At 63.9% G+C, this 19,493-nt stretch carries 16 protein-coding genes; 11 read left to right on the top strand and 5 right to left on the bottom strand.

Features of this window, described 5'->3' with window-relative positions; translation table 11 throughout:
- Nucleotides 1-68: 68 nt before the first annotated feature.
- The gene (locus B5495_RS10910; RefSeq protein ID WP_079553689.1) at nt 69-614 is read right to left on the bottom strand and encodes a gamma carbonic anhydrase family protein; all 546 of its coding nucleotides are present in this window, start codon (nt 612-614) and stop codon (nt 69-71) included.
- 37 nt (nt 615-651) lie between these two features.
- The gene (locus B5495_RS10905) at nt 652-1,992 is read right to left on the bottom strand and encodes a sodium-dependent transporter (RefSeq protein ID WP_079553687.1); all 1,341 of its coding nucleotides are present in this window, start codon (nt 1,990-1,992) and stop codon (nt 652-654) included.
- A 212-nt stretch (nt 1,993-2,204) separates the two neighbouring features.
- On the opposite strand from B5495_RS10905, the gene prlC reads away from it, so the two are divergent.
- The 4 genes from prlC to B5495_RS10885 all read left to right on the top strand — a co-directional run bounded on the left by prlC (nt 2,205) and on the right by B5495_RS10885 (nt 8,072).
- On the top strand, nt 2,205-4,253 hold the full coding sequence (prlC, locus tag B5495_RS10900; RefSeq protein WP_079553685.1) for an oligopeptidase A: 2,049 nt from the start codon (nt 2,205-2,207) through the stop codon (nt 4,251-4,253).
- A gap of 34 nt (nt 4,254-4,287) precedes the next feature.
- A complete protein-coding gene (locus B5495_RS10895; protein ID WP_079553683.1) occupies nt 4,288-4,539 on the top strand; it encodes a YheV family putative zinc ribbon protein in 252 nt (83 codons plus the stop codon).
- Between the two features lie 274 nt (nt 4,540-4,813).
- Nucleotides 4,814-5,794 (top strand): TAXI family TRAP transporter solute-binding subunit, encoded by a 981-nt coding sequence (locus B5495_RS10890; protein ID WP_079553681.1) that lies wholly within the window; start codon nt 4,814-4,816, stop codon nt 5,792-5,794.
- A gap of 94 nt (nt 5,795-5,888) precedes the next feature.
- Entirely contained in the window at nt 5,889-8,072 is a 2,184-nt protein-coding gene (locus B5495_RS10885) for a TRAP transporter permease (RefSeq protein WP_079553680.1), read from the top strand.
- 108 nt (nt 8,073-8,180) lie between these two features.
- On the opposite strand, the gene metF is transcribed toward B5495_RS10885, so the two are convergent.
- Nucleotides 8,181-9,023 (bottom strand): methylenetetrahydrofolate reductase [NAD(P)H], encoded by an 843-nt coding sequence (gene metF / locus B5495_RS10880; protein WP_079553678.1) that lies wholly within the window; start codon nt 9,021-9,023, stop codon nt 8,181-8,183.
- Between the two features lie 152 nt (nt 9,024-9,175).
- Here metF and B5495_RS10875 point away from each other — a divergent pair, with 152 nt between their 5' ends.
- Nucleotides 9,176-10,114: an AEC family transporter gene (locus B5495_RS10875; protein ID WP_079553676.1), complete on the top strand. Its 939-nt coding sequence runs from the start codon at nt 9,176-9,178 to the stop codon at nt 10,112-10,114.
- Between the two features lie 10 nt (nt 10,115-10,124).
- Here B5495_RS10875 and B5495_RS10870 read toward each other — a convergent pair whose 3' ends face one another.
- A complete protein-coding gene (locus B5495_RS10870) occupies nt 10,125-11,492 on the bottom strand; it encodes an NAD-dependent succinate-semialdehyde dehydrogenase (protein WP_079553675.1) in 1,368 nt (455 codons plus the stop codon).
- A gap of 220 nt (nt 11,493-11,712) precedes the next feature.
- Between B5495_RS10870 and B5495_RS10865 the strand changes: the two genes are divergently transcribed.
- Together B5495_RS10865 and B5495_RS10860 are read left to right on the top strand one after the other, a co-directional pair.
- A complete protein-coding gene (locus tag B5495_RS10865; RefSeq protein ID WP_079553673.1) occupies nt 11,713-12,666 on the top strand; it encodes a GlxA family transcriptional regulator in 954 nt (317 codons plus the stop codon).
- 110 nt (nt 12,667-12,776) lie between these two features.
- Nucleotides 12,777-14,003, top strand: a complete 1,227-nt coding sequence (locus tag B5495_RS10860; RefSeq protein WP_079553672.1) for a TauD/TfdA family dioxygenase — start codon at nt 12,777-12,779, stop codon at nt 14,001-14,003.
- 17 nt (nt 14,004-14,020) lie between these two features.
- Here B5495_RS10860 and B5495_RS10855 read toward each other — a convergent pair whose 3' ends face one another.
- Nucleotides 14,021-15,025, bottom strand: a complete 1,005-nt coding sequence (locus tag B5495_RS10855; protein WP_079555051.1) for a GlxA family transcriptional regulator — start codon at nt 15,023-15,025, stop codon at nt 14,021-14,023.
- Between the two features lie 103 nt (nt 15,026-15,128).
- Here B5495_RS10855 and tmpA point away from each other — a divergent pair, with 103 nt between their 5' ends.
- From tmpA to B5495_RS10835, 4 genes are all read left to right on the top strand, one after another.
- Nucleotides 15,129-16,244, top strand: a complete 1,116-nt coding sequence (tmpA, locus tag B5495_RS10850) for a 2-trimethylaminoethylphosphonate dioxygenase (RefSeq protein ID WP_079553670.1) — start codon at nt 15,129-15,131, stop codon at nt 16,242-16,244.
- Nucleotides 16,241-16,840 (top strand): HD domain-containing protein, encoded by a 600-nt coding sequence (locus B5495_RS10845; RefSeq protein WP_079553668.1) that lies wholly within the window; start codon nt 16,241-16,243, stop codon nt 16,838-16,840. Before tmpA ends, B5495_RS10845 begins: the two co-directional genes overlap by 4 nt.
- Nucleotides 16,837-18,432: a 5-guanidino-2-oxopentanoate decarboxylase gene (locus B5495_RS10840; RefSeq protein ID WP_079553667.1), complete on the top strand. Its 1,596-nt coding sequence runs from the start codon at nt 16,837-16,839 to the stop codon at nt 18,430-18,432. The genes B5495_RS10845 and B5495_RS10840 overlap by 4 nt, the downstream gene beginning before the upstream one ends.
- Before the next feature lie 71 nt (nt 18,433-18,503).
- Entirely contained in the window at nt 18,504-19,454 is a 951-nt protein-coding gene (locus B5495_RS10835) for a glycine betaine ABC transporter substrate-binding protein (protein ID WP_079553665.1), read from the top strand.
- The last annotated feature ends 39 nt before the right edge of the window (nt 19,455-19,493 follow it).

The following is a 19,493-nucleotide window of genomic DNA, read 5'->3' as shown; positions in this document are numbered from 1 at the left end:
TGTATAAATTACCAGACTTTTACGTACCACAACACGCTGGAGGGGAAATAAAACCGGCGCCGGAGCGCTTAGACCGGTGTTTCAGCCAGAAAGGTATCTTTCAGGGCGACGTAGTTGCCCGCCGTATACGGAAAGAATGCCCGCTCGCTGTCCTTCAGCGGGCGCAGCGGTTTGGCGGGGTTCCCGGCGTAAACGTAACCGCTTTGCAGATGCTTCCCCGGCGTGACCACCGCACCGGCGGCGATGATGACCTCATCGTCCACCGTGGCGCCGTCCATTACGATCGCTCCCATGCCCACCAGAATGCGGTGACCCAGCGTCGCGCCGTGCAGAATCGCCTTGTGGCCGATGGTCACGTCGTCGCCCACGGTCAAGGGAAACCCCTCGGGGTTGAAGTCGCTGGCGTGAGTAATATGCAGCACGCTGCCGTCCTGCACGCTGACCCGCGCGCCCAGACGAATGCGATGCATATCGCCGCGAATGACCGTCATCGGCCATACCGAGCAGTCGTCGCCCAGGGTAACGTCGCCGATCACCACACTTGCCGAATCGACGTAAACCCGCGCGCCAAGGCGCGGCGTAATGCCCTGAAACGAGCGGATGGCAGCGGTCATAATCTCTCCCGTACTTAATTGAACAGCCAGAAAGCGCTTAAATAAAGGCGCTCAGCAACACCACAAAGGTCAGCGGTATGGCGACCCAGCGTACCACGCCTTGCCACAGCGCAAAGCCGCGATCACCGGCGCCCAGCGCCTTGTGCGCCGTTGCTCGGGGCATGACCCAGGCGGCAAATATCGCCGTCAGCACGCCGCCCAGGGGCAGGAAAATATCCGGCGGAATGCTGCTGACCAGTTCAAACACGTTGCGCCCCAGCAGCGGGCGAAAATCCTCGAGCGTCGAGAACGAAAACGCCGACAACAGCCCCAGCAGCCACACCCCCAAGCCCACCAGCGAGGTCGCGCGCACGCGGCCAAGCCCCATGTCCTGCAGGGTGGCCACCATCGGCTCGGCCAGATTGATCGCCGAAGTCCAGGTCGCCAGCAGCAGCAGCAGGAAAAACACGCCCAGCCAGAACGCGCCCCAGGGCAGCTCGGCAAAGGCGATGGGCAGCGTGACAAACATCAGCCCCGGGCCTTCGGCCGGGTCCATCCCCTGAGCAAAAACCACCGAGAAAATCGCGATACCGGACAGCAGCGCCACGCTGATATCCAGTACCGCGACCGTTACCGCCGCCCTGGGCAGGCTTTGGTCATCCGGCATATAGGCGCCGTAGGCCATCAGCGCGCAGGCGCCCACCGCCAGGGTGAAAAACGCATGGCCCATGGCATGCACCACCACATCCAGCGTGATGGCCGAAAATGACGGCCAGAACAGCCATTTCAGCGCGGTGCCAAAGCCTTCGGTGGTCGCGGCATAGACCGCCAGCAGGATCAGCAGCAGATACAACAGCGGCATCAGCAGGTTATTCAGCCGCTCAAGCCCCTTGGCCACGCCGGCGGCGACCACCGACATGGTCATCAGCAGAAACAGCGTATGGTTGAACACCTGCAGGCCGGGGTTGGCGAGAAACGTCTCGAACCCCGCGCCCACCTCGGCGGCCGTTGCCCCGTTGAACTGACCGTTCACCGAGGCCACCAGAAACTCGATCGACCAGCCCGAGACCACCGAATAAAACGATAGAATACAGAACACCGTCAGCGCACCAAACAGCCCCAGCCAGCGCCAGTGACGCGACGCTCCGGCCTCGGCGGCCAGTGCGCCCAGCGAGCCCATGGGTCCGCGCCGCCCGGCACGACCAATCAGAATTTCCGCCATCATCACGGGAATCCCCAGCAGCAGCACAAAGGCCACATACACGAGCAAAAACGCCGCGCCGCCGTTTTCCCCGGCAATGTACGGAAAGCGCCAGATATTACCCAGCCCCACGGCAGCCCCCGTGACGGCCAGAATAAAGGCTCGCTTCGACCCCCAGCGCTCCAGCGTTTCGCTCATCGCATGATCCCGTTCGGTGAATGATCCATAAGCCATCAGCAAATAGACAGATAGCGGCTGACGCAGCGGTAAAAAAGCCGCTCAGAAAGCCCGCAAGCCTAGCAGGCGCTTGCCCCAAGGCCAAACCCGGGCATTGAAACCGGGCCTCCCCGCCCGCATTTTGAAGGGTATCGCTTTACCCCATGCCGCCGTGCCGGCCAACCGAGGTATGTATGACCGCTAATCCCCTGCTTGAAACCCACACGCTGCCGCCGTTCGGCGAGATTCGCGCCGAACACGTCGAGCCGGCCGTTACCCGGCTGCTCGCTGAAAGCCGCGACGCCATCGAAGAGCTGGCCCGGCAGGCACAGACCACCGAACCCGGCTGGGACAACTTTGCCGCGCCGCTTGAGGCCATCAATGACCGACTGGAGCAGGTCTGGTCGCCGGTATCGCACCTCAACGGCACCATGAACACGCCCGAGCTGCGCGAAGCCTATCAGGCCTGCATCGCCGAACTCTCGGCGTTCAGCACCTGGATGGGTCAGCACGCCGGGCTGTTTCACGCCTGGCAGGCATTAAAAGACGGTTCCTCCTGGGCGACGCTTGACCCCGAACAGCGCCGCACCGTGGACAACACCCTGCGCGATTTCCGGCTGGCCGGCGTGGCGCTGCCCGAAGCGCAAAAAGTGCGCTACGGCGAGATTCAGGCGCGGCTTTCCGAGCTTTCCAACCAGTATTCCAACCAGCTGCTGGACGCCACCCAGGCGTGGCACAAGGACATCGTCAGCGCCGACGAACTGGCCGGCGTGCCGCAAAGCGCGCTGGATACGCTGAAGGCCACCGCCGAGGCCAAGGGCGTTGACGGCTATCGTATTACGCTGGACTTCCCCTGCTTTTTCCCGGTGATGAGCTACGCCGACAGCCGCGAGCTGCGCGAAGAGGTGTATACCGCCTTTGTCACCCGCGCCTCTGATCAGGGCCCCAATGCCGGCGAGTTCGATAACGCCCCGGTCATGGAAGAAATCCTCGCGCTGCGTCACGAGCTGGCGACGCTGTTGGGCTTTTCCACCTACGCCGACTTGTCGCTGACCACCAAAATGGCCGACTCCCCCGAGCAGGTGCTGGCGTTTCTGAATGATCTGGCAAACCGCGCCGTGCCTCAGGCACAGCTCGAGTTTTCCGAGCTTGAAGGCTTTGCCACCAACACCCTGGGGCTGGCCAACCTCAAGCCCTGGGACATCGCCTACGCCAGCGAAAAACTGCGCGAAGCGCGCCACGCCATTTCCGAAGAGCAGCTGCGGCCCTACTTTCCCGCGCCCCAGGTGATCGACGGTTTGTTCAAGGTAGTCGAGCGGCTCTACGGCCTGCGCTTTAGCGAAAACACCGACGTGCCGCGCTATCACGACGACGTTCGCTATTTCGAGATACTCGAAAACGACGCCCCCATCGCCGGCTTCTACCTTGACCTCTACGCTCGCGAAGGCAAGCGCGGCGGCGCCTGGATGGCGGACTGTCGCGTACGCCGCCAGACCGACAACGGCCTGCAGCTACCGGTGGCGTTTTTGACCTGCAACTTCACCCCGCCGGTGGGCGAGAACCCTGCGCTTCTGACCCACGACGAAGTCACCACGCTGTTCCACGAGTTTGGCCACGGCCTGCATCACATGCTGACCAAGCAGAACATTGCCGAGATTTCCGGCATCAACGGCGTGGCCTGGGACGCGGTGGAGCTGCCCAGCCAGTTCATGGAAAACTTCTGCTGGGAGCGCGAAGGGCTTGACCTTATCGCCCGCCACGTCGACACCGGCGAGCCGCTCCCCGATGAACTCTTCGGGCGTCTGCAGGGGGCGAAAAACTTCCAGTCGGCCATGGGTATGGTGCGCCAGCTGGAGTTCTCGCAGTTTGATCTGCGCCTGCACGCTGAGCATGACGCGCCCAGTGCCGAGGCCATCCAGGCGCTATTGGACGACGTGCGCATGCGCGTTTCGGTCGTGCCCCAGGCCGCCTTCAACCGCTTTCAAAACGGCTTCGGGCATATTTTTGCCGGCGGCTACGCGGCGGGCTATTACAGCTACAAGTGGGCGGAAGTGCTCTCGGCCGATGCCTGGAGCGCCTTTGAAGACGCCGGCGTGTTTGATGCCGAAACCGGCCATCGCTTCCGCGCGGAAATTCTGGAGCCCGGCGGCTCCCGGGATGCCGCCGAACTGTTCGCAGCGTTTCGCGGCCGCGCCCCAAGCGTCAAGCCGCTGTTGCGCCACAGCGGCATCGACGCCGCCTGAGACCGGGCCAACCCCACAACGCAGGAGATGAGTCATGTCATCGGTCAAACGCTTTATTGCCGGCGTGGTTTGCCCGCGCTGCGCGGAGATGGACCGCATTCGCGCCTGGGAGCAGAACGGTATCCGCTACCGCGAATGCGTCAGCTGCGATTTTTTCGAGCAGCTGCCCATTGACGACGAATCCGCCGACGAGCTCACCACCCGCGTGAATCAGGTACGCGACGAGCAAAAAAATCAGGACGTACAGCCGGTGCGTATTCTTGACCCCGGCAAGCCCTCTTCCTGACACCGGCTCTTAACTAGCTTCTTCTCCGGCGCATGTGCGATAAACCGCACATGCGCCGGTTTTGTGTGTGCGCTTTCCCCGACAATAACGCGTTTCTCTACGCTACCTTGGTCGCACCGAGTTTCATCAAATTATTGATTTATTTGACTATATATAACAATGGCACAGAAATCGCTTGGTATAACGGGCATGCCGGCTGACGCAGCCTATAACGGCCCGGCATGCAATCCGACACAACAATACAACGCCGTACACCAGAACATGGGGAATCACTATGCGCACGACAACGAAGACAACCGCGCTGCTTCTCGCCGGTAGCGCTCTTTTAGCCGCTGCCAGCGCCCAGGCGGATAAGTCCGACTGGCCGGAAAACTTTACCGTAGGCACCGCCAGCCAGGGCGGCACCTATTACGTTTACGGCTCCGGCTGGGCCAACTTCATTGCCGACGAGCTGGATATTTCCGGCGGCGGCGAAGTGACCGGCGGCCCGACCCAGAACCTGGCGCTGGTGCACAACGGTAATGCGGCCTTCGGCCTGACCACCATGGGCCCGGCGTCAGACGCGATCAACGGCAAAAGCCCGCTGGCGCCAGGGGTGAAAATGGACAACGTCTGCGCCATGTTCCCCATGTACGAAACGCCGTTCTCGATCACCACGCTGGCCGATTCGGGTATCGAGTCGATCTCGGATATTCCTGACGGCGCACGCATCGGCTTTGGCCCCGCAGCCTCTACCTCGGACACCTACTTCCCCGAGATCCTCAAGACGCTGGGCGTAGAGTTTGATCGCCGTAACGGCGGCTGGACCGATCTGGGCAGCCAGCTACAGGATGGCCTTTTGGATGTCATCGCCTTTGCCGCCGGCATCCCAATCCCCGCGGTCAGCCAGCTTGAAGTGCAGACCGACGTCAACATCATCGAGTTTAACGAGGACGAAATTAAAACCGTGCTCGAGAACTTCCCGGTGGCAGAATTCATGATCCCGGCAAGCACTTATTCAACCCTTGACGAAGACTCCCGCGTGGTTTCCATGTGGAACTTCTCCATCGCCGGCTGTGACCTGCCGGAAGACTTCGTCTACGAAGTCACCAAACGGACCATGGAAAACAACGACCGCATGCGCTCGATTCATCGCAGCGCGGAAACCACCATTCCCGAAAACATCAGCCACAACACCGTGCTGCCCTTCCATCCGGGTGCGGCGCGCTGGTACGAAGAAAACGGCTACGAGATCGATCCTGAACTGATCCACTGATCCACGCCGTGCGCACGCTGCTCCGCGCCGGCCATGCCGGGCGGGGCAGCGTGCGCGTTTGCTCCTTCTGTTCGTACTGCTGTGAGGGTGACGTATGAGTCACAACGCCAACCACGAAAGCGACAATCGCGTCGCCACCGCCGCCCCCGAAACCATTGCCGACGGCGTCGATGAAGACGCGGTAGAAGCGAATCGCCGCCTGTTCACCGGCTGGCCGCTATGGACCTTTGCCGGTCTGGCCATCGCCTACTCGCTGTTTCATTTGATTTCGCTGAATATTTATCCGCTGGAAACCTGGACATACCGCATTATTCATATCGCTGGTGCGCTGGTGCTGGGCTATGGCCTTTATGCCGGCGCATCCTTTGCCGACAACGAGCATGACGCCTCGCCCGGCTGGCTGAAATGGGCAAGCCTGGCGCTACTGCTGCCCGCCGGCTATGCCCTGGCGCAGGTATTTTTCATGAGCCAGACGCTTGGCGGCGGCGCCATGCGCATTGACCCGAGCATTGAAACCCTGCACTTCGGCTACCCATTGATGGCCACCAGCGCTGCGGGTATCGTGCTGAGCTGGTTTTATCGCCGGGCGCGCAACCACTTCAACCCGGCCGATCTTGTGCTGATGGTTTGCGCGCTGGCCAGTGCCGCCTACCTGATACTGGTCTTCAACACCAATATCCGCATGTCGACGGGCACGTCTTTTGCCCCGCCGGGCATCTCCTGGGCGGCCATTGCCGGCTCCCTGCTGATTCTCGAGCTGACCCGCCGCGTGGCCGGCCTGGCACTGGTAGTTATTTCCGCGATTTTTCTCGGCTACGTGTTTGTTGGCCCCTACCTGCCCGGCTTTCTGGGCTATCCGGGTCTGTCGCTGCAGCGCTTTTTCAGCCAGGTGTACACCGATACCGGCATCCTTGGCCCGACCACGGCGGTCTCATCGACCTATATCATCCTGTTCATTATTTTTGCGGCCTTTTTGCAGGCCTCCAAAGTCGGTGACTATTTCGTCAACTTTGCCTTCGCCGCTGCCGGGCGCGCGCGTGGTGGCCCGGCCAAGGTATCCATTTTTGCCTCCGGCCTGATGGGCATGATCAACGGCACCTCTGCGGGCAACGTGGTGTCCACCGGCTCGCTGACCATTCCGCTGATGAAAAAGGTCGGCTACCCCGCCCGTAGTGCCGGTGCCATCGAGGCCGCTGCCTCGACCGGCGGGCAGATCATGCCGCCGATCATGGGCGCCGGCGCCTTCATCATGGCGGAAATTACCGGCATTCCCTACACCGAGATCGCCGTGGCCGCGATCATTCCGGCGATTCTGTATTTCCTCTCGGTGTACTGCATGGTCGACTTTGAGGCGGCGCGCAAAGGCATGCGTGGCATGCACAAGGACGAAATCCCGCAGTTTCGTCGGCTGGTCAAACAGGTGTACCTGTTCGCCCCGATCATCATTCTGATTGCGGCGCTGTTCATGGGCTATTCGGTGATTCGTGCGGGCACGCTGGCGACCGCGTCAGCCGCCGTGGTGAGCTGGTTTTCGCCCAACAAGATGGGGCCCCTGGCGATTCTCAGAGCGCTTCAGCTGGCAGGCACCATGGCAATTCAGATCATCGCCGTGTGCGCCTGCGCGGGGATTATTGTCGGGGTAATCTCGCTGACCGGCGTGGGCGCGCGCTTCTCGTCGCTGCTGTTGGGCGTGGCCGGCTTCAGCCAGCTGCTGGCGCTGATGTTTGCCATGTGCATTTCCATTCTGCTGGGCATGGGCATGCCCACCACCGCCGCCTATGCCGTCGCTGCTTCGGTGGTCGCGCCGGGGCTGATCAACATCGGCATTGACCCGCTGGTAGCGCACTTCTTCGTGTTCTACTTTGCCGTGGTCTCGGCGATTACGCCACCAGTCGCGCTGGCCTCCTACGCCGCCGCGGGGATTTCCGGCGATAACGCCATGGGCACCTCGGTGGCATCGTTCAAGATAGGACTGGCCGCCTTTATCGTGCCGTTCATGTTCTATTACAGCCCGGCCATGCTGATGGAAGGCTCGGCGCTGCAGATTCTGCGCGTGGGCGTCACCGCCACGTTTGGCATTGTGCTGCTGGCCGGCATGGTGCAGGCGTGGTTCTTCGGCCCGGTCAAGTCGTGGCAGCGTTTGGCCATGCTGGTCGGTGCGATGTTCATGATCTACGGCGGCATCTACAGCGATATCGCCGGGCTGGCGCTGGGTATTGCGCTCTTTGTGATGCAGCGCAGGCGCTATACCGGCGGCGGTGCCGTTGCCACCGGCTAAGCCGCCATTGGGATAACCGCAAACCGGCTGGTCTGATGCCAAAAACCCCCGCTTTACTTAAAGTAAAGCGGGGGTTTTACGTATGGCGGAGAACAGGGCCCGCCGCTGCTAGTCGGTCAGATTATCGACGATTTTCAGCACCGGCGTTGACTGGTTCAGGGTATAGAAATGCAGCCCCGGTGCGCCGCCGTCCAGCAGGCGCTGGCACAGGTTGGTCACCACCTCGGTGCCAAACTGCGAGATGGCGTCGCTGTCATCGCCGTAGCTTTCCAGCTGCTTGCGGATCCAGCGCGGAATCTCGGCGCCGCAGGCATCGGAAAAGCGCGCCAGCTTGGTGTAGTTGATTATCGGCATGATGCCCGGAATGATCGGTTTCTCGACGCCCAGCGCGCGCGCCTTGTCGACAAAGCGGAAATACGCATCGGCGGTAAAGAAGTACTGCGTGATCGCCATGTTGGCGCCGGCGTGCATCTTGCGCGCAAAGTTTTCCACATCCCGATCCAGGTTGGGGGCCTGTGGATGAGATTCGGGGTAGGCGGCCACGGCGATATCAAAATGATCGCCGGTTTCGTCGCGGATAAACTCGACCAGTTCATTGCCGTAACGCAGCTCGCCGAGACTCGCCATGCCCGAAGGCATGTCGCCGCGCAGGGCGACCAGGCTATCAATGCCTTCTTCACGGTACTGGGCGAGCAGGTCGCGCAGCTGGGCTTTTTCGCTGCCGATGCAAGACAGATGCGGGGCGGTGGTAATGCCCCGCTCGCCCACGGCACGAACCGCCGCCCGCGTGCGCTCCTGAGTCGAGCCGCCGGCGCCGTAGGTCACCGAAAAAAAGCGTGGCTGACGGGTTGCCAGAGCATCCCGCGCCTGCAGCAGTTTTCCCCGGCCGACGTCCGTTGCGGGTGGAAAAAACTCGAAGCTGATCCCCAGCGGATGTTCCTGGCTACTCATGCGTTGTCCTCATACTAAAATCGGTGTTCACCGGCGCGCAAACGTCGGATATTTTGCGCTATTCTGTCCGTTTGTTGCCGCTTCGGCCAATGAAAGATTCCGCGCCAATGCTTCAATTCGGCTCATGTTGCCGCCAGACTTCAGGAAATACGATGGAAAATCTCGCGTTCGGTGCTCTCTCGGGCCCGCTGTTGATGCTCTTGAGCTTTGTCGGGCTGGGCTTTGTGGCCGCTCGCCGGCTGGCGGTTGATCCACGGCCCATTGCCACCCTGCTGATTTACCTGATCGCCCCGTTCACGTTTTTCCGCGCGCTGATGAACGGCGGCCCCACGCCGGACTACGTGCTGCTGACGCTGATTTTATTCTGCCTTTCAAGCGCCATCGCGTTGACGGTGCGCAGGCTGACGCGCCATCGCTTCGGCGCGCAGGAAGGTGCACTGCTGGCGTTTTCGTCGGGTACCGGCAACACCGGTTACTTCGGCCTGCCGGTAGCGCTGATCGTGCTGCCGCCGGCAGGCGTGACCCAGTATTTGTTCTGTATTCTGGGCATTACGCTTTACGAGTTTACCGTGGGGTTTTATTTGAGCGCCCGGGGGCAGTTTTCCATCCGCCAGAGCCTGGTCAAAATCGTTCGGCTGCCGCTGATCTACGCGTTTCTCGCCGCGCTGTTGCTGGCCCAGCTGGATATCGCGCTGCCCGATGCGCTGATGACGTCCCTCGATGTGTTTCCCGCCACCTATACGCTGCTGGGCATGATGATCATCGGCATGACGCTGAGCCGCGTCACCCTCGCCGCCTGGGATACCCGCCTGATTGTCGCCTGCACGCTGCTGCGCTACGGCGTCTGGCCGCTGGCGACGCTGGGCACGGTGCTGCTCCTGCAGGCCTTTTTCGCGCTGTCGGCGGATCTCGCCATGGCGATTCTGCTGCTCGGCGTGGTGCCCATGGCCGCCAACGTCGTCGTGGTCGCCATGGAGCTCGGCATGCAGCCGCAAAAAGGCGCATTGGCGGTGCTGGTCACCACGCTTCTCGCCCCGCTGGTGATTCCGCTGTATCTGGCCGGCATGCTGACGCTCACCGGGCTGGGTTAGCGCCCGGCAGCTAGGCCTTCACGCGGATGAGCTTCTTGTTAACGAACTCATCGATACCCAGTCGGCCAAGCTCGCGGCCAAAGCCGCTGCGCTTGACGCCGCCGAAAGGTAGCTCAGCCGCTTCTCCGCCGACTTCGTTGATGAAGACCATGCCCACCTCAAGGCCATCGGCGACGCGTAGCGCCTTTTGCTCGTCCTGGGAAATGACGATGGCACCCAGGCCAAACGGCGATGAGTTGGTCAGCTCCACCGCTTCATCTTCGCTTGCGACCCGGTACACCACGGCAACGGGGCCAAACAACTCTTCGTGGTAGACGTCCATCTCCGGGGTGACGTCGGTGAGCACCGTGGGCGCGAAGAAGTTGTGTTCGGGATTCGCGCCGCCGGCCCGAACGACTGCGCCCTGGTCAATCGCCTTCTGTACCTGATGTTGCAGGTTGCGGGTCGCGCTTACCGATGACAGCGGCCCCAGGGTGGCGCCGTCGACGCTGGGATCGGCGGGCACATGCGCGGCCATGGCGGCGGCAAACTTCTTGCTGAACTCGACGTAGATATTGTCCATCACCACGATGCGCTTGGAGCCGTTGCACGCCTGGCCGTTGTTGCCCAGCCGTCCGGCAACCGCCATCTCGACGACACTATCGATATCGTCGGTATCGAGCACCACAAACACGTCCGAGCCGCCGAGCTCGAGCACCACCTTTTTCAGGTGGCGCCCCGCCTGTTCGGCCACGGCGGCACCAGCACGCTCGGAGCCGGTCAGCGAGACGCCCTGCACGCGGGGGTCGGCGATGACCTCGGCCACCTGCTCGTTGGTGGCGAAAACGTTGACGTAAGCGCCTTCGGGCAGGCCGGCTTTCAGAAACAGGCTTTCCAGCGCCAAGGCCGACTCGGGGCACTGGGGAGCGTGCTTGAGCAGGATGGTGTTGCCCAGCACCAGGTTGGGGGCAACAAAGCGCGCCACCTGATAAAAGGGGAAATTCCAGGGCATGATGCCGACCAGCACGCCGAGCGGCTGGCGGCGGATAAAGGCGGAACCCCCGGCAGGAGACTCGATAGGCTCATCCTGGAGGAAGGCCTCGGCGTTGTCGGCATAGTAGCGGTAGATATCGACACAGATGTCGATCTCCTCTCGCGCCTGGTCAATGGGCTTACCCATTTCTCGCACGATGATTGCGGCCAGCTCTTCCCGGCGTTCAGCATGAAGCTCTGCCACCCGCCTGATGCGCGCCGCGCGCTGGGCGACACCGAATCGCGACCATTGACGGTACGCATCCCCGACGCTGGCCAGCGCCTGCTGGATATCGGCAGCGGTTGCCGTGGGGTAGTCAGCGACCTTTTCGTTGGTCGCCGGATTGGTAACAGCGTAGTCAGCCATGAGGCCTCCTTGAAGCATCGGTGTCGTGTCGGTCAAAACAGCTGACAATACCACAGCCGGCCAGTGCGGCGTCGATACGTATCGGGTGCCGGGTGAAAGGCCCGCTCACTTGCGGTGCAGCTCAATGTTGCAACCGATCGCGCAGCCTCTACAATCGGTACGACGAAGCCGCGACGCCAACCCGGACGCGGCGCCCCTCCCCGCTATCGACCCGAAGCCCATGAGACTCCAGCCCCCCACCTCTGTCCCGGAGCGAATCGGCTTCCTGATGCTGCCGCGCTTTGCCATGGTGGCCTTCTTCTCAGCGGTAGAACCGCTGCGCATCGCCAACCGCATCAGCGGGCGTACACTTTTCGAATGGGATCTGATCAGCGCAGACGGCGGCCCGGTCACCGCCTCCAACGGCATGACGCTCGATGCCAGCTGCGCGAGCGCCCGGGCGCCGGCGGTGCCGAGCCTGGCGGTGTGCGCCAGCTTCGCCCCCGACGCCGGCATTGACGACGCCCTGCTCGACTGGCTGCGCGAGCGCGCCGCCTCGGGGTGCGTGCTCGGCGGCATGGATACCGGCTGCTTCGCCCTGGCCGCGGCCGGTCTGCTGGACGACCAGACGGTAACCCTGCACTGGGAGTCGCTGCCCGAATTCCGTTCCCGTTTTCCCCGCGTCGACGCCGTTGAATCGATCTTTGAAGTCACCCCCGAAGGCTTCTCCTGCGCCGGGGGCAGCGCCGCCATCGACATGAGTCTCGACCTGATCCGTCGCCGCCATGGCGATACCCTGGTCAAGCGCGTCCGCGACCAGCTGATTCATGACCCGGGGCGCCGGCCCGCCAGCCGCCAGCGTGACCCCGACACCCCGGGTGACCCCACCCTGCAAAAAGCCATCGAGCTGATGGAAGCCAACCTGGAGACGCCACTGGGTATCGGCGAGCTGGCCACCCGGCTCGGCCTTTCCTGGCGCGGGCTCGAAAGACTCTTCGCCCGTCACACCGGTATCCCGCCCCAGCGCTTCTACCTGGACAGGCGGCTAGACCACGCCCACCGGCTGCTGCACGAGACCCGCCACAGCGTGATGGATATTGCCCTGGCCTGCGGCTTCGCCTCCGCGTCAAGCTTCACCCGCGCCTTCCGCCGTCGGCTTGGGCTCACCCCGAGCGAATGGCGTCAGCGGTCCTGAAGTACCGCCCTAGCTGTCGAACTGTGCACAGTAAGCGTCGAATTCTGTGGTGAAGCCGCCCCTTGCGGCTGGCACCCTGAGCGTCTTCCCGCGGACACTCAGGAGCTCCCATGTCACGCCACGAACTGCCTCTTACCCCCGATTACGACGCCTGGCCGGTAGACGCCGATCTTGCCGACGTGTCCTTCACGCCGCGCCTGGTGACGGTACGCTGGAGCGACGGCCGCGTCAGCCGCTACCACAGCATCTGGCTGCGCGAGAACGCTGCCGACGAGACCACCGTCAACCCGGCGACCCGGGAGCGCATCCTGGACCTCTCCACCCTTCCCGCCTGGCCGGAAATCGACGCCGCCGAGATCGACGCCGCCGGCGCCTTGTGTGTGACGTTCGCCCCTGAGGACCGCCGTCTGCGCTTCCATCCCGGCTGGCTGCGGGCTCACGACTACGATAACGCCACCGATCCCGAAGCGCCGCTGGTGCCGGTAACGACCTGGCTGGGTGGTGCCGATGCCAGCCCCGATACCCTCGATGCCAGCGGCCTGCTCGACACCCGGCCAGACAGCGATGACGAAGAGGTCATTCTTGCGCCGGCGCTGGAAAGTGTGCTCGGCAAGGGGCTGGTTCGCCTGCGCAACCTGCCTACCCAGCCTGACTCGATCGAAGCGCTAGCCCGGCGCATTGGCCCGGTGCGGCCGACCAACTTCGGCCAGCTGTTCGACGTCAAGGCCAAGCCCGACCCGGATTCCAACGCCTATACGTCCATTGCCTTGCCGCCCCACGTCGACCTGCCCACCCGCGAGTATCATCCGGGCCTGCAGATGCTCTACTGCATGGAGAACACCGTCGAAGGCGGCCAGGCCGTGATGATGGACGGCTTCGCCATCGCCGAAGCCCTCCGCGATCGCCACCCGGACGCCTGGGAAACACTGACCCGGGTACGCTGGTGCTACGCCAACACCGCGCGCACGACCGACTACGTCTGGTTTGAGCCGATGATTCGCCTCGACGCCCGGGGCGAGTTGCTCGAGGTGCGCATCGCCGACTTCCTGCGCGGCCCGCTGCAGACCGCCTTTGAAGACGTCGAGCCGGCCTATGAGGCGTTGATGATCCTACAGCAGCTGCTGCGCGACCCGGCGTTTTCCATTCGCTTTACCTATCATCCCGGCGACGTGGTCATCTTCGACAACCGCCGCCTGTTGCACGCCCGCGATGCCTTCGAGGGCAGCACCGGCCACCGTTGGCTGCAAGGCTGCTACATGGAGCGCGACGAAGTGCGCTCGCGCTACCGCATGATTCAGCGCACCCGCCGCCAGCGCCGTCTGACCGCCAACGCCTGACGTTGGCCGCAGCCTGGTCAGTCCACCTCCCGGGCGGCAGTTTCCCGGGGGGACTCGGCAAAGCGGGCGCGGTAGGCGCGCGAAAAGTGCGCCAGATGCTGAAAGCCGGTCGCCAGCGCCGCCTCGGTGGTCCGGCAGCCGCTGCCGGCAAGCAGCTGCTGGGCACGGTCCAGCCGCATCCCCAGGTAGCACTGCTTGGGGGTCTCGCCGAAATGGGCCCTGAACTGGCGCGTCAACTGGCGCTGGGACTGACCCACCAGCCGGCAGATCTCGGGGATCGGCAGCGTCCTGGCCATGTTGGCTTCCATCACCGTCAGGCTCTTGATCACGCTGCGCGGCAGGTGCTCATAGCGCGCGTCGAGGTCCACCGGCGAGCGCTCATGGCGCTGATAGATCAGCTGCCGGCCGACGGCGTCGGCCAAAGCCGGCCCGTAGGCGAGCCTGATCCAGGCGAGCATCATGTCAAGGCTCGCCACGCCGCCGCCCCCGGTCAGCCGCCTGGCATTGATCTCGTAATACGACGAGCTGACTTCCAGCTGCGGAAATTCCCGACGAAAGGCCGGCACGCTCTCCCAGTGCAGCGCCACCCGATAGCCTTCCAGCACGCCGCTGCGCGCCAGAATAAAAGGCGCGGTGTCCAAGCCCCCAAGCCAGCCCCCGTGGGCCGCAACCCGGCGCAGCACCGCACGGTCCTGGGCGCTGACATCGGCCTCTGCCTGATAGGACGACACCACCATCAGGCTGGCGTCGTCGGGCACCTCGTTCAGCTCGCCGTCCACCTCGATGCGCAAGCCGTTGCTGGCCACCACGCCTTCACCGTCCCGCGAGCGCAGGCGCCAGGCAAAGAGATCGCTGCCGAAACGGTTGGCCACCCGCAGCGGCTCCAGCAGACAGAACAGCGTTAGCATCGAGAAGCTGGGAACCACCCAAACATCCAGGGTGTGCTCGGCCTGCTCGGGGTCGAGAAGCGGCGGCGAATCGGGGCGCGGATAGGGCCAGGTGGGGTCGAATGTGTCGCTCATGGCCAAAATTATCAACAAAAAGACGATTTTTATCAAGTCGCCTCCGCGACCTGCGACTAGGGTAGATCCCCATCACCCGTAGCACGCTTGTGGAGATGCCGCCATGACTCACGTCAAAACCGCCGCCGACAACCACCGCCTGGTCGTTGACTATCAGGATCAGCCCCGGGAGCTCACGGCTCTCTGGCTGCGCGAACACAGCCCCGCGCCCGACACCCTGGACCCGCGTACCGGCCAGCGCCTGATCGAGGCCGCCGCCCTGCCGCTGGATCTGCGCATCGAGCAGGCCGACGCCGACGGCAAGCGATTGTGGGTACACTTCAGCGACGGCCATCAGGCCGAGTTCGACCTCGACGCGCTGCTCAAGACGTCATCGGAAAAAGCGGAAAAGCCGCTCTGGGATGCCAGCCTCGAGCAAACGCCCCAGGCGGATTTCCATGCTGCCCTGGAGGACGACGGCGCGCTGCTCGAGATGCTCGAAGGGCTGCACCGCTACGGCTTCGTGCTGGTCTCCAACGTTCCCACCACCGAGGACGGCATGCAGGCGCTGATCGAGCGCGTCGGCCCGCTGCGCCGCACCAACTGGGGCGGCATTGCCGACGTCAAGTCGGTGGCCAACGCCTACGACCTGACCATGACCCAGCGCGGCCTGGAGCCGCATACCGACAACCCCTATCGCGACCCGATACCCGGCTACATCTGGCTACACTGCCTGACCAACGCCGCCGACGGCGGCGACAACACCCTGGTCGACGGCTATCGCGCCGCCGAGGTGCTGCGCGAACGCAACCCGGACGCCTTTGACGCCCTGACCCGGGTCTGGCCCACCTTCCGCTACCAGGACGACACCACCCACCTGGAAAGCGAAGGCCCGTTGATCGAGCTCAACAGCCGGGGCGAAACGGTCCGGGTGCGCTACTCCAACCGCACCGAGCGGGTGCCGGCCCTGCCCGCTGACGAGCTCGAGGCCTACTACGCCGCGCGGCGAGAGTTTTACCAGCTGATCACCGGCGATGAGCTGACTCTGCACCTCAAGCTCAACCCCGGACAGATGCTGATCATGGACAACTACCGCTTGTTCCACGGCCGGCGCGCCTACGAGCTGGCCGGCGGCGTTCGCCACATGCGCCAGGGCTACGTGGATCGCGACAGCACCGCCAGCCGCCGTCTGGTGCTGCGCCGCCAGCTAGCCCATTCCGACAGCGAGGAGGTTGCATGAACCAGGCACAGAATCAGGCACGGTTCCGCCACTTTGGCGAAGCCAGCCACGACGAGTGGGCACTGATCGACGACCATTTTCGCGACTACGTCGCCGATGCCCCGCAGCGGGTGCTCGCGCACCTGCACCGCCTCTCCGGCGACACCCACGGCTACCCCGTGGATCGCTACGAGCACAGCCTGCAGACCGCCACCCGCGCGCTGCGCGACGGCGCCGACGAGGAAATGGTGGTCTGCGCCCTGCTGCACGACATCGGCGACGACCTGGCCCCGGCCAATCACGCCGAGATCGCCGCCGGTATCCTCGAGCCCTTCATCGATCCGCTCAATGCCTGGATGATCCGCCATCACGAGCTCTTCCAGGGCTACCATTATCGCCACTTTTTCGGCCTCGATCCCCACGCCCGGGAGCAGTTCCGCGACCATCCCGCCTATGCGCGCACGGTGCGCTTCTGCGACGACTGGGATCAGGCCAGCTTCGACCCCGACTACGACACTCTGCCCCTTGAACACTTCGTGCCGATGGTCGAGCGCGTTCTGAGCCGCGACCCCTTTGGCGGCCTGCCGGCGGTCAGCGAGAAAAAGGAAGCCCCATGAACTGCGCCCGGCAACTCATCCAGCTGCTCGAAGCCTATGGGGTCGACACGGCGCTCGGCATTCCCGGCGTGCATACTATCGAGCTGTACCGCGCCCTGGACCAGAGCCACCTGACCCACGTTACCCCGCGCCACGAGCAGGGCGCCGGTTTCATGGCCGACGGCTATGCCCGGGCCAGCGGCAAGCCTGCCGCCTGCTTCATCGTCACCGGCCCCGGCATGACCAACATCGCCACCGCTATGGGCCAGGCACTGGCCGACTCGGTACCCATGCTGGTCATTTCCAGCGTCAATCCTCGCCATACTCTGGGCCGCGGCCAGGGCAGACTGCACGAGATGCCCCACCAAAGCGAGACGCTCGCCGGGGTCAGCCTGTTCAGCCATAGCCTGCACGACCCGGCGGCGCTGCCCGAGGTGCTGGCCCGCGCCTTCGCAGTATTCGCCAGCGCGCGCCCGGGCCCGGTGCATATCGAGATCCCCCTCGACATAATGGTCGCCCCGGCGCCAGAAGGTCAGGCCGCACCGGCGCGGGTCTTCCCCCCGGCGCCGACTCCCGAGGCGCTGGCGCTGGCCGGCGACTGGCTGAGCGGCGCCGAACGCCCGTTGGTTCTGCTGGGCGGCGGCACCGCTGACGCCCCCGAGGCGGCCCGAGCGCTGGTTGAACGCCTCGACGCCCCGGCCTTCACCACCATCAACGCCAAGGGCGTGCTGGGCCAGGACTACCCGCTGGATCTGGGCGCCACCATGAGCCTGCCCGCCGCCCGCCGCCTGGCTGTCGAGGCCGACGTGGTGCTGGCCGTGGGCACCGAAATTGGCGAAACCGACTACGACCTGGACGCCGATGACGGCTTTCGCCTCGACGGCAAGCTGATCCGGATCGACATCGACCCCGAGCAGCTGGGGCGCAATCAGGAAGCCGACCTCGCCATTTTAGCCGAAGCCGGCCAGGCCATGCGCGGACTGACCGAGCGCCTGCCCAAAGCCGCCGCCCGCGATGGCGCCGAGCGCGCCACAACCGTGCGCCGTGCGCTGGCGCTAGCAGAAGATCCGGAACTCGCGCCCTACGTACCGCTCTTCGACACCTTGCGCAACGCGCTACCCGAGGCGATCGTGGTCGGCGACTCCACCGGTCCGGTTTACGCCGGCAACTTCCTGGCGTCGATGCCGGCCCCACGGCGCTGGTTCAACGCCGCTACCGGCTTTGGCACCCTCGGCTACGGCCTACCCGCTGCCTTGGGCGCCGCCCTGGCGCGTCCGGAGTTGCCGGTAATCGCCCTGGTCGGCGACGGCGGACTGCAGTTCGTGCTCGGCGAGTTGGGCACCGCCCGCGATCTGGGCCGGCCAGTGGCGGTAGTGATTTGGAACAACGACGGCTACGATGAGATTCGTCGTTATATGTCACTCAGCGCAGTACCGCATCTGGGTGTCGACCTGACCGCCCCTGATTTTCCAGCGCTCGCCTCAGCGTATGCCTGTCGCCATATAAGCGTCACCGAACCGGCAAGCCTGACCGATGCCCTGGGTCAGCTCGACGAGGCCAACTCGCCGCTGATCATCGAGATCGATGCCGCCGCCTGGTCCACGTCACTCTGACCCCGCGCCCGACATCGCCCCCGATTCCGGCCGCTATCGGCTTTCACATGTGATAAGGAGACGTCTGACGCATGAATACCAAAACACAACGCACCGCGACGACCCTGTTCCTGATCACCGGCCTGATTCTGGCCGGCTCCGCTCTGGCAGCCGACCGCGACGACCGCCTGCGCCTGGTCGTCCCACCCTGGCCGGGCGTGACCGTCAAAAGCGAAATCCTCGCCCAGCTCGTCGAACCGCTGGGCTATACCACCGAAAAACAGCAGCTCAGCTCAACGGTGGGTTATTCCACCCTGCAGAACGGCGATAGCGACGCCTTTCTGGCCGGCTGGGTGCCTGCCCAACAGGAGAGTTACGATGCCGCCATGGAGAGCGGCACCGTCGTCGACCTGGGCAACAACGTCAACGGCGCGCGCATGGGGTTCGCGGTGCCCGGCTACGTTGCCGAGGCCGGCATCACCAGTGCCGAGCAGCTGGCCGACCCCAAGGTGGCCGAGCGCTTCAAGCGCCGTGTCTACAGCATCGAAAACGGCTCCACGGTCACCGACATGCTCAACGATGCCATCGACGCCGATGTCTACTCGCTTGGCGACTGGGAAGGCAAGCCCTCCTCAACGCCCGGGATGCTCAGCGAAGTGGAGGGTGCCGCCAGGGAGGAGCGCTGGATTATCTTCTACGGCTGGACGCCCCACTGGATGATGCCGGAGTACAACACCGTAATCCTCGACGATCCCGAGGGCGTCTACGGCGACGATAACGGCAGCAGCGACGTCAAGACCATCGTCGTCAAGGACTACGCCGAAGCCAACCCCAACCTGCTCCAGCTGCTCGACCAATTTGTGCTCTCGGCCGACGAACAAAGCGAGTTCATCCGCGCCTACGGCCTGGAGGCAGGGGACCTTGAAACCGTGGCCCACGACTGGCTGGCCAGCCACCCCGAGCGCATTGCCACCTTTCTTGAAGGCGTGACCACCCGCACCGGCGAGAACGACGCCCTGGCCGCGGTCAAAGAGAGCCTGTAAGACAAGCCGAGCAACACCGACGCCAATCCCTGATACACA

The organism is Vreelandella subglaciescola, assembly GCF_900142895.1.
Taxonomy (GTDB): domain Bacteria; phylum Pseudomonadota; class Gammaproteobacteria; order Pseudomonadales; family Halomonadaceae; genus Vreelandella; species Vreelandella subglaciescola.
The sequence above is the reverse complement of the archived record's forward strand: the minus strand, read 5'-3'. Positions and strand labels throughout refer to the sequence as shown.

Excerpts from the sequence above, each read along its gene's own strand:
- B5495_RS10855 (WP_079555051.1), bottom strand. The coding sequence starts at position 15,025 with ATGAGCGACACATTCGACCCCACCTGGCCCTATCCGCGCCCCGATTCG.
- B5495_RS10835 (WP_079553665.1), top strand. The coding sequence starts at position 18,504 with ATGAATACCAAAACACAACGCACCGCGACGACCCTGTTCCTGATCACC.
- B5495_RS10875 (WP_079553676.1), top strand. The coding sequence starts at position 9,176 with ATGGAAAATCTCGCGTTCGGTGCTCTCTCGGGCCCGCTGTTGATGCTC.
- B5495_RS10895 (WP_079553683.1), top strand. The coding sequence starts at position 4,288 with ATGTCATCGGTCAAACGCTTTATTGCCGGCGTGGTTTGCCCGCGCTGC.
- B5495_RS10905 (WP_079553687.1), bottom strand. The coding sequence starts at position 1,992 with ATGAGCGAAACGCTGGAGCGCTGGGGGTCGAAGCGAGCCTTTATTCTG.
- B5495_RS10840 (WP_079553667.1), top strand. The coding sequence starts at position 16,837 with ATGAACTGCGCCCGGCAACTCATCCAGCTGCTCGAAGCCTATGGGGTC.
- B5495_RS10910 (WP_079553689.1), bottom strand. The coding sequence starts at position 614 with ATGACCGCTGCCATCCGCTCGTTTCAGGGCATTACGCCGCGCCTTGGC.
- prlC (WP_079553685.1), top strand. The coding sequence starts at position 2,205 with ATGACCGCTAATCCCCTGCTTGAAACCCACACGCTGCCGCCGTTCGGC.
- B5495_RS10860 (WP_079553672.1), top strand. The coding sequence starts at position 12,777 with ATGTCACGCCACGAACTGCCTCTTACCCCCGATTACGACGCCTGGCCG.
- B5495_RS10870 (WP_079553675.1), bottom strand. The coding sequence starts at position 11,492 with ATGGCTGACTACGCTGTTACCAATCCGGCGACCAACGAAAAGGTCGCT.
- tmpA (WP_079553670.1), top strand. The coding sequence starts at position 15,129 with ATGACTCACGTCAAAACCGCCGCCGACAACCACCGCCTGGTCGTTGAC.
- B5495_RS10845 (WP_079553668.1), top strand. The coding sequence starts at position 16,241 with ATGAACCAGGCACAGAATCAGGCACGGTTCCGCCACTTTGGCGAAGCC.
- B5495_RS10885 (WP_079553680.1), top strand. The coding sequence starts at position 5,889 with ATGAGTCACAACGCCAACCACGAAAGCGACAATCGCGTCGCCACCGCC.
- metF (WP_079553678.1), bottom strand. The coding sequence starts at position 9,023 with ATGAGTAGCCAGGAACATCCGCTGGGGATCAGCTTCGAGTTTTTTCCA.
- B5495_RS10865 (WP_079553673.1), top strand. The coding sequence starts at position 11,713 with ATGAGACTCCAGCCCCCCACCTCTGTCCCGGAGCGAATCGGCTTCCTG.
- B5495_RS10890 (WP_079553681.1), top strand. The coding sequence starts at position 4,814 with ATGCGCACGACAACGAAGACAACCGCGCTGCTTCTCGCCGGTAGCGCT.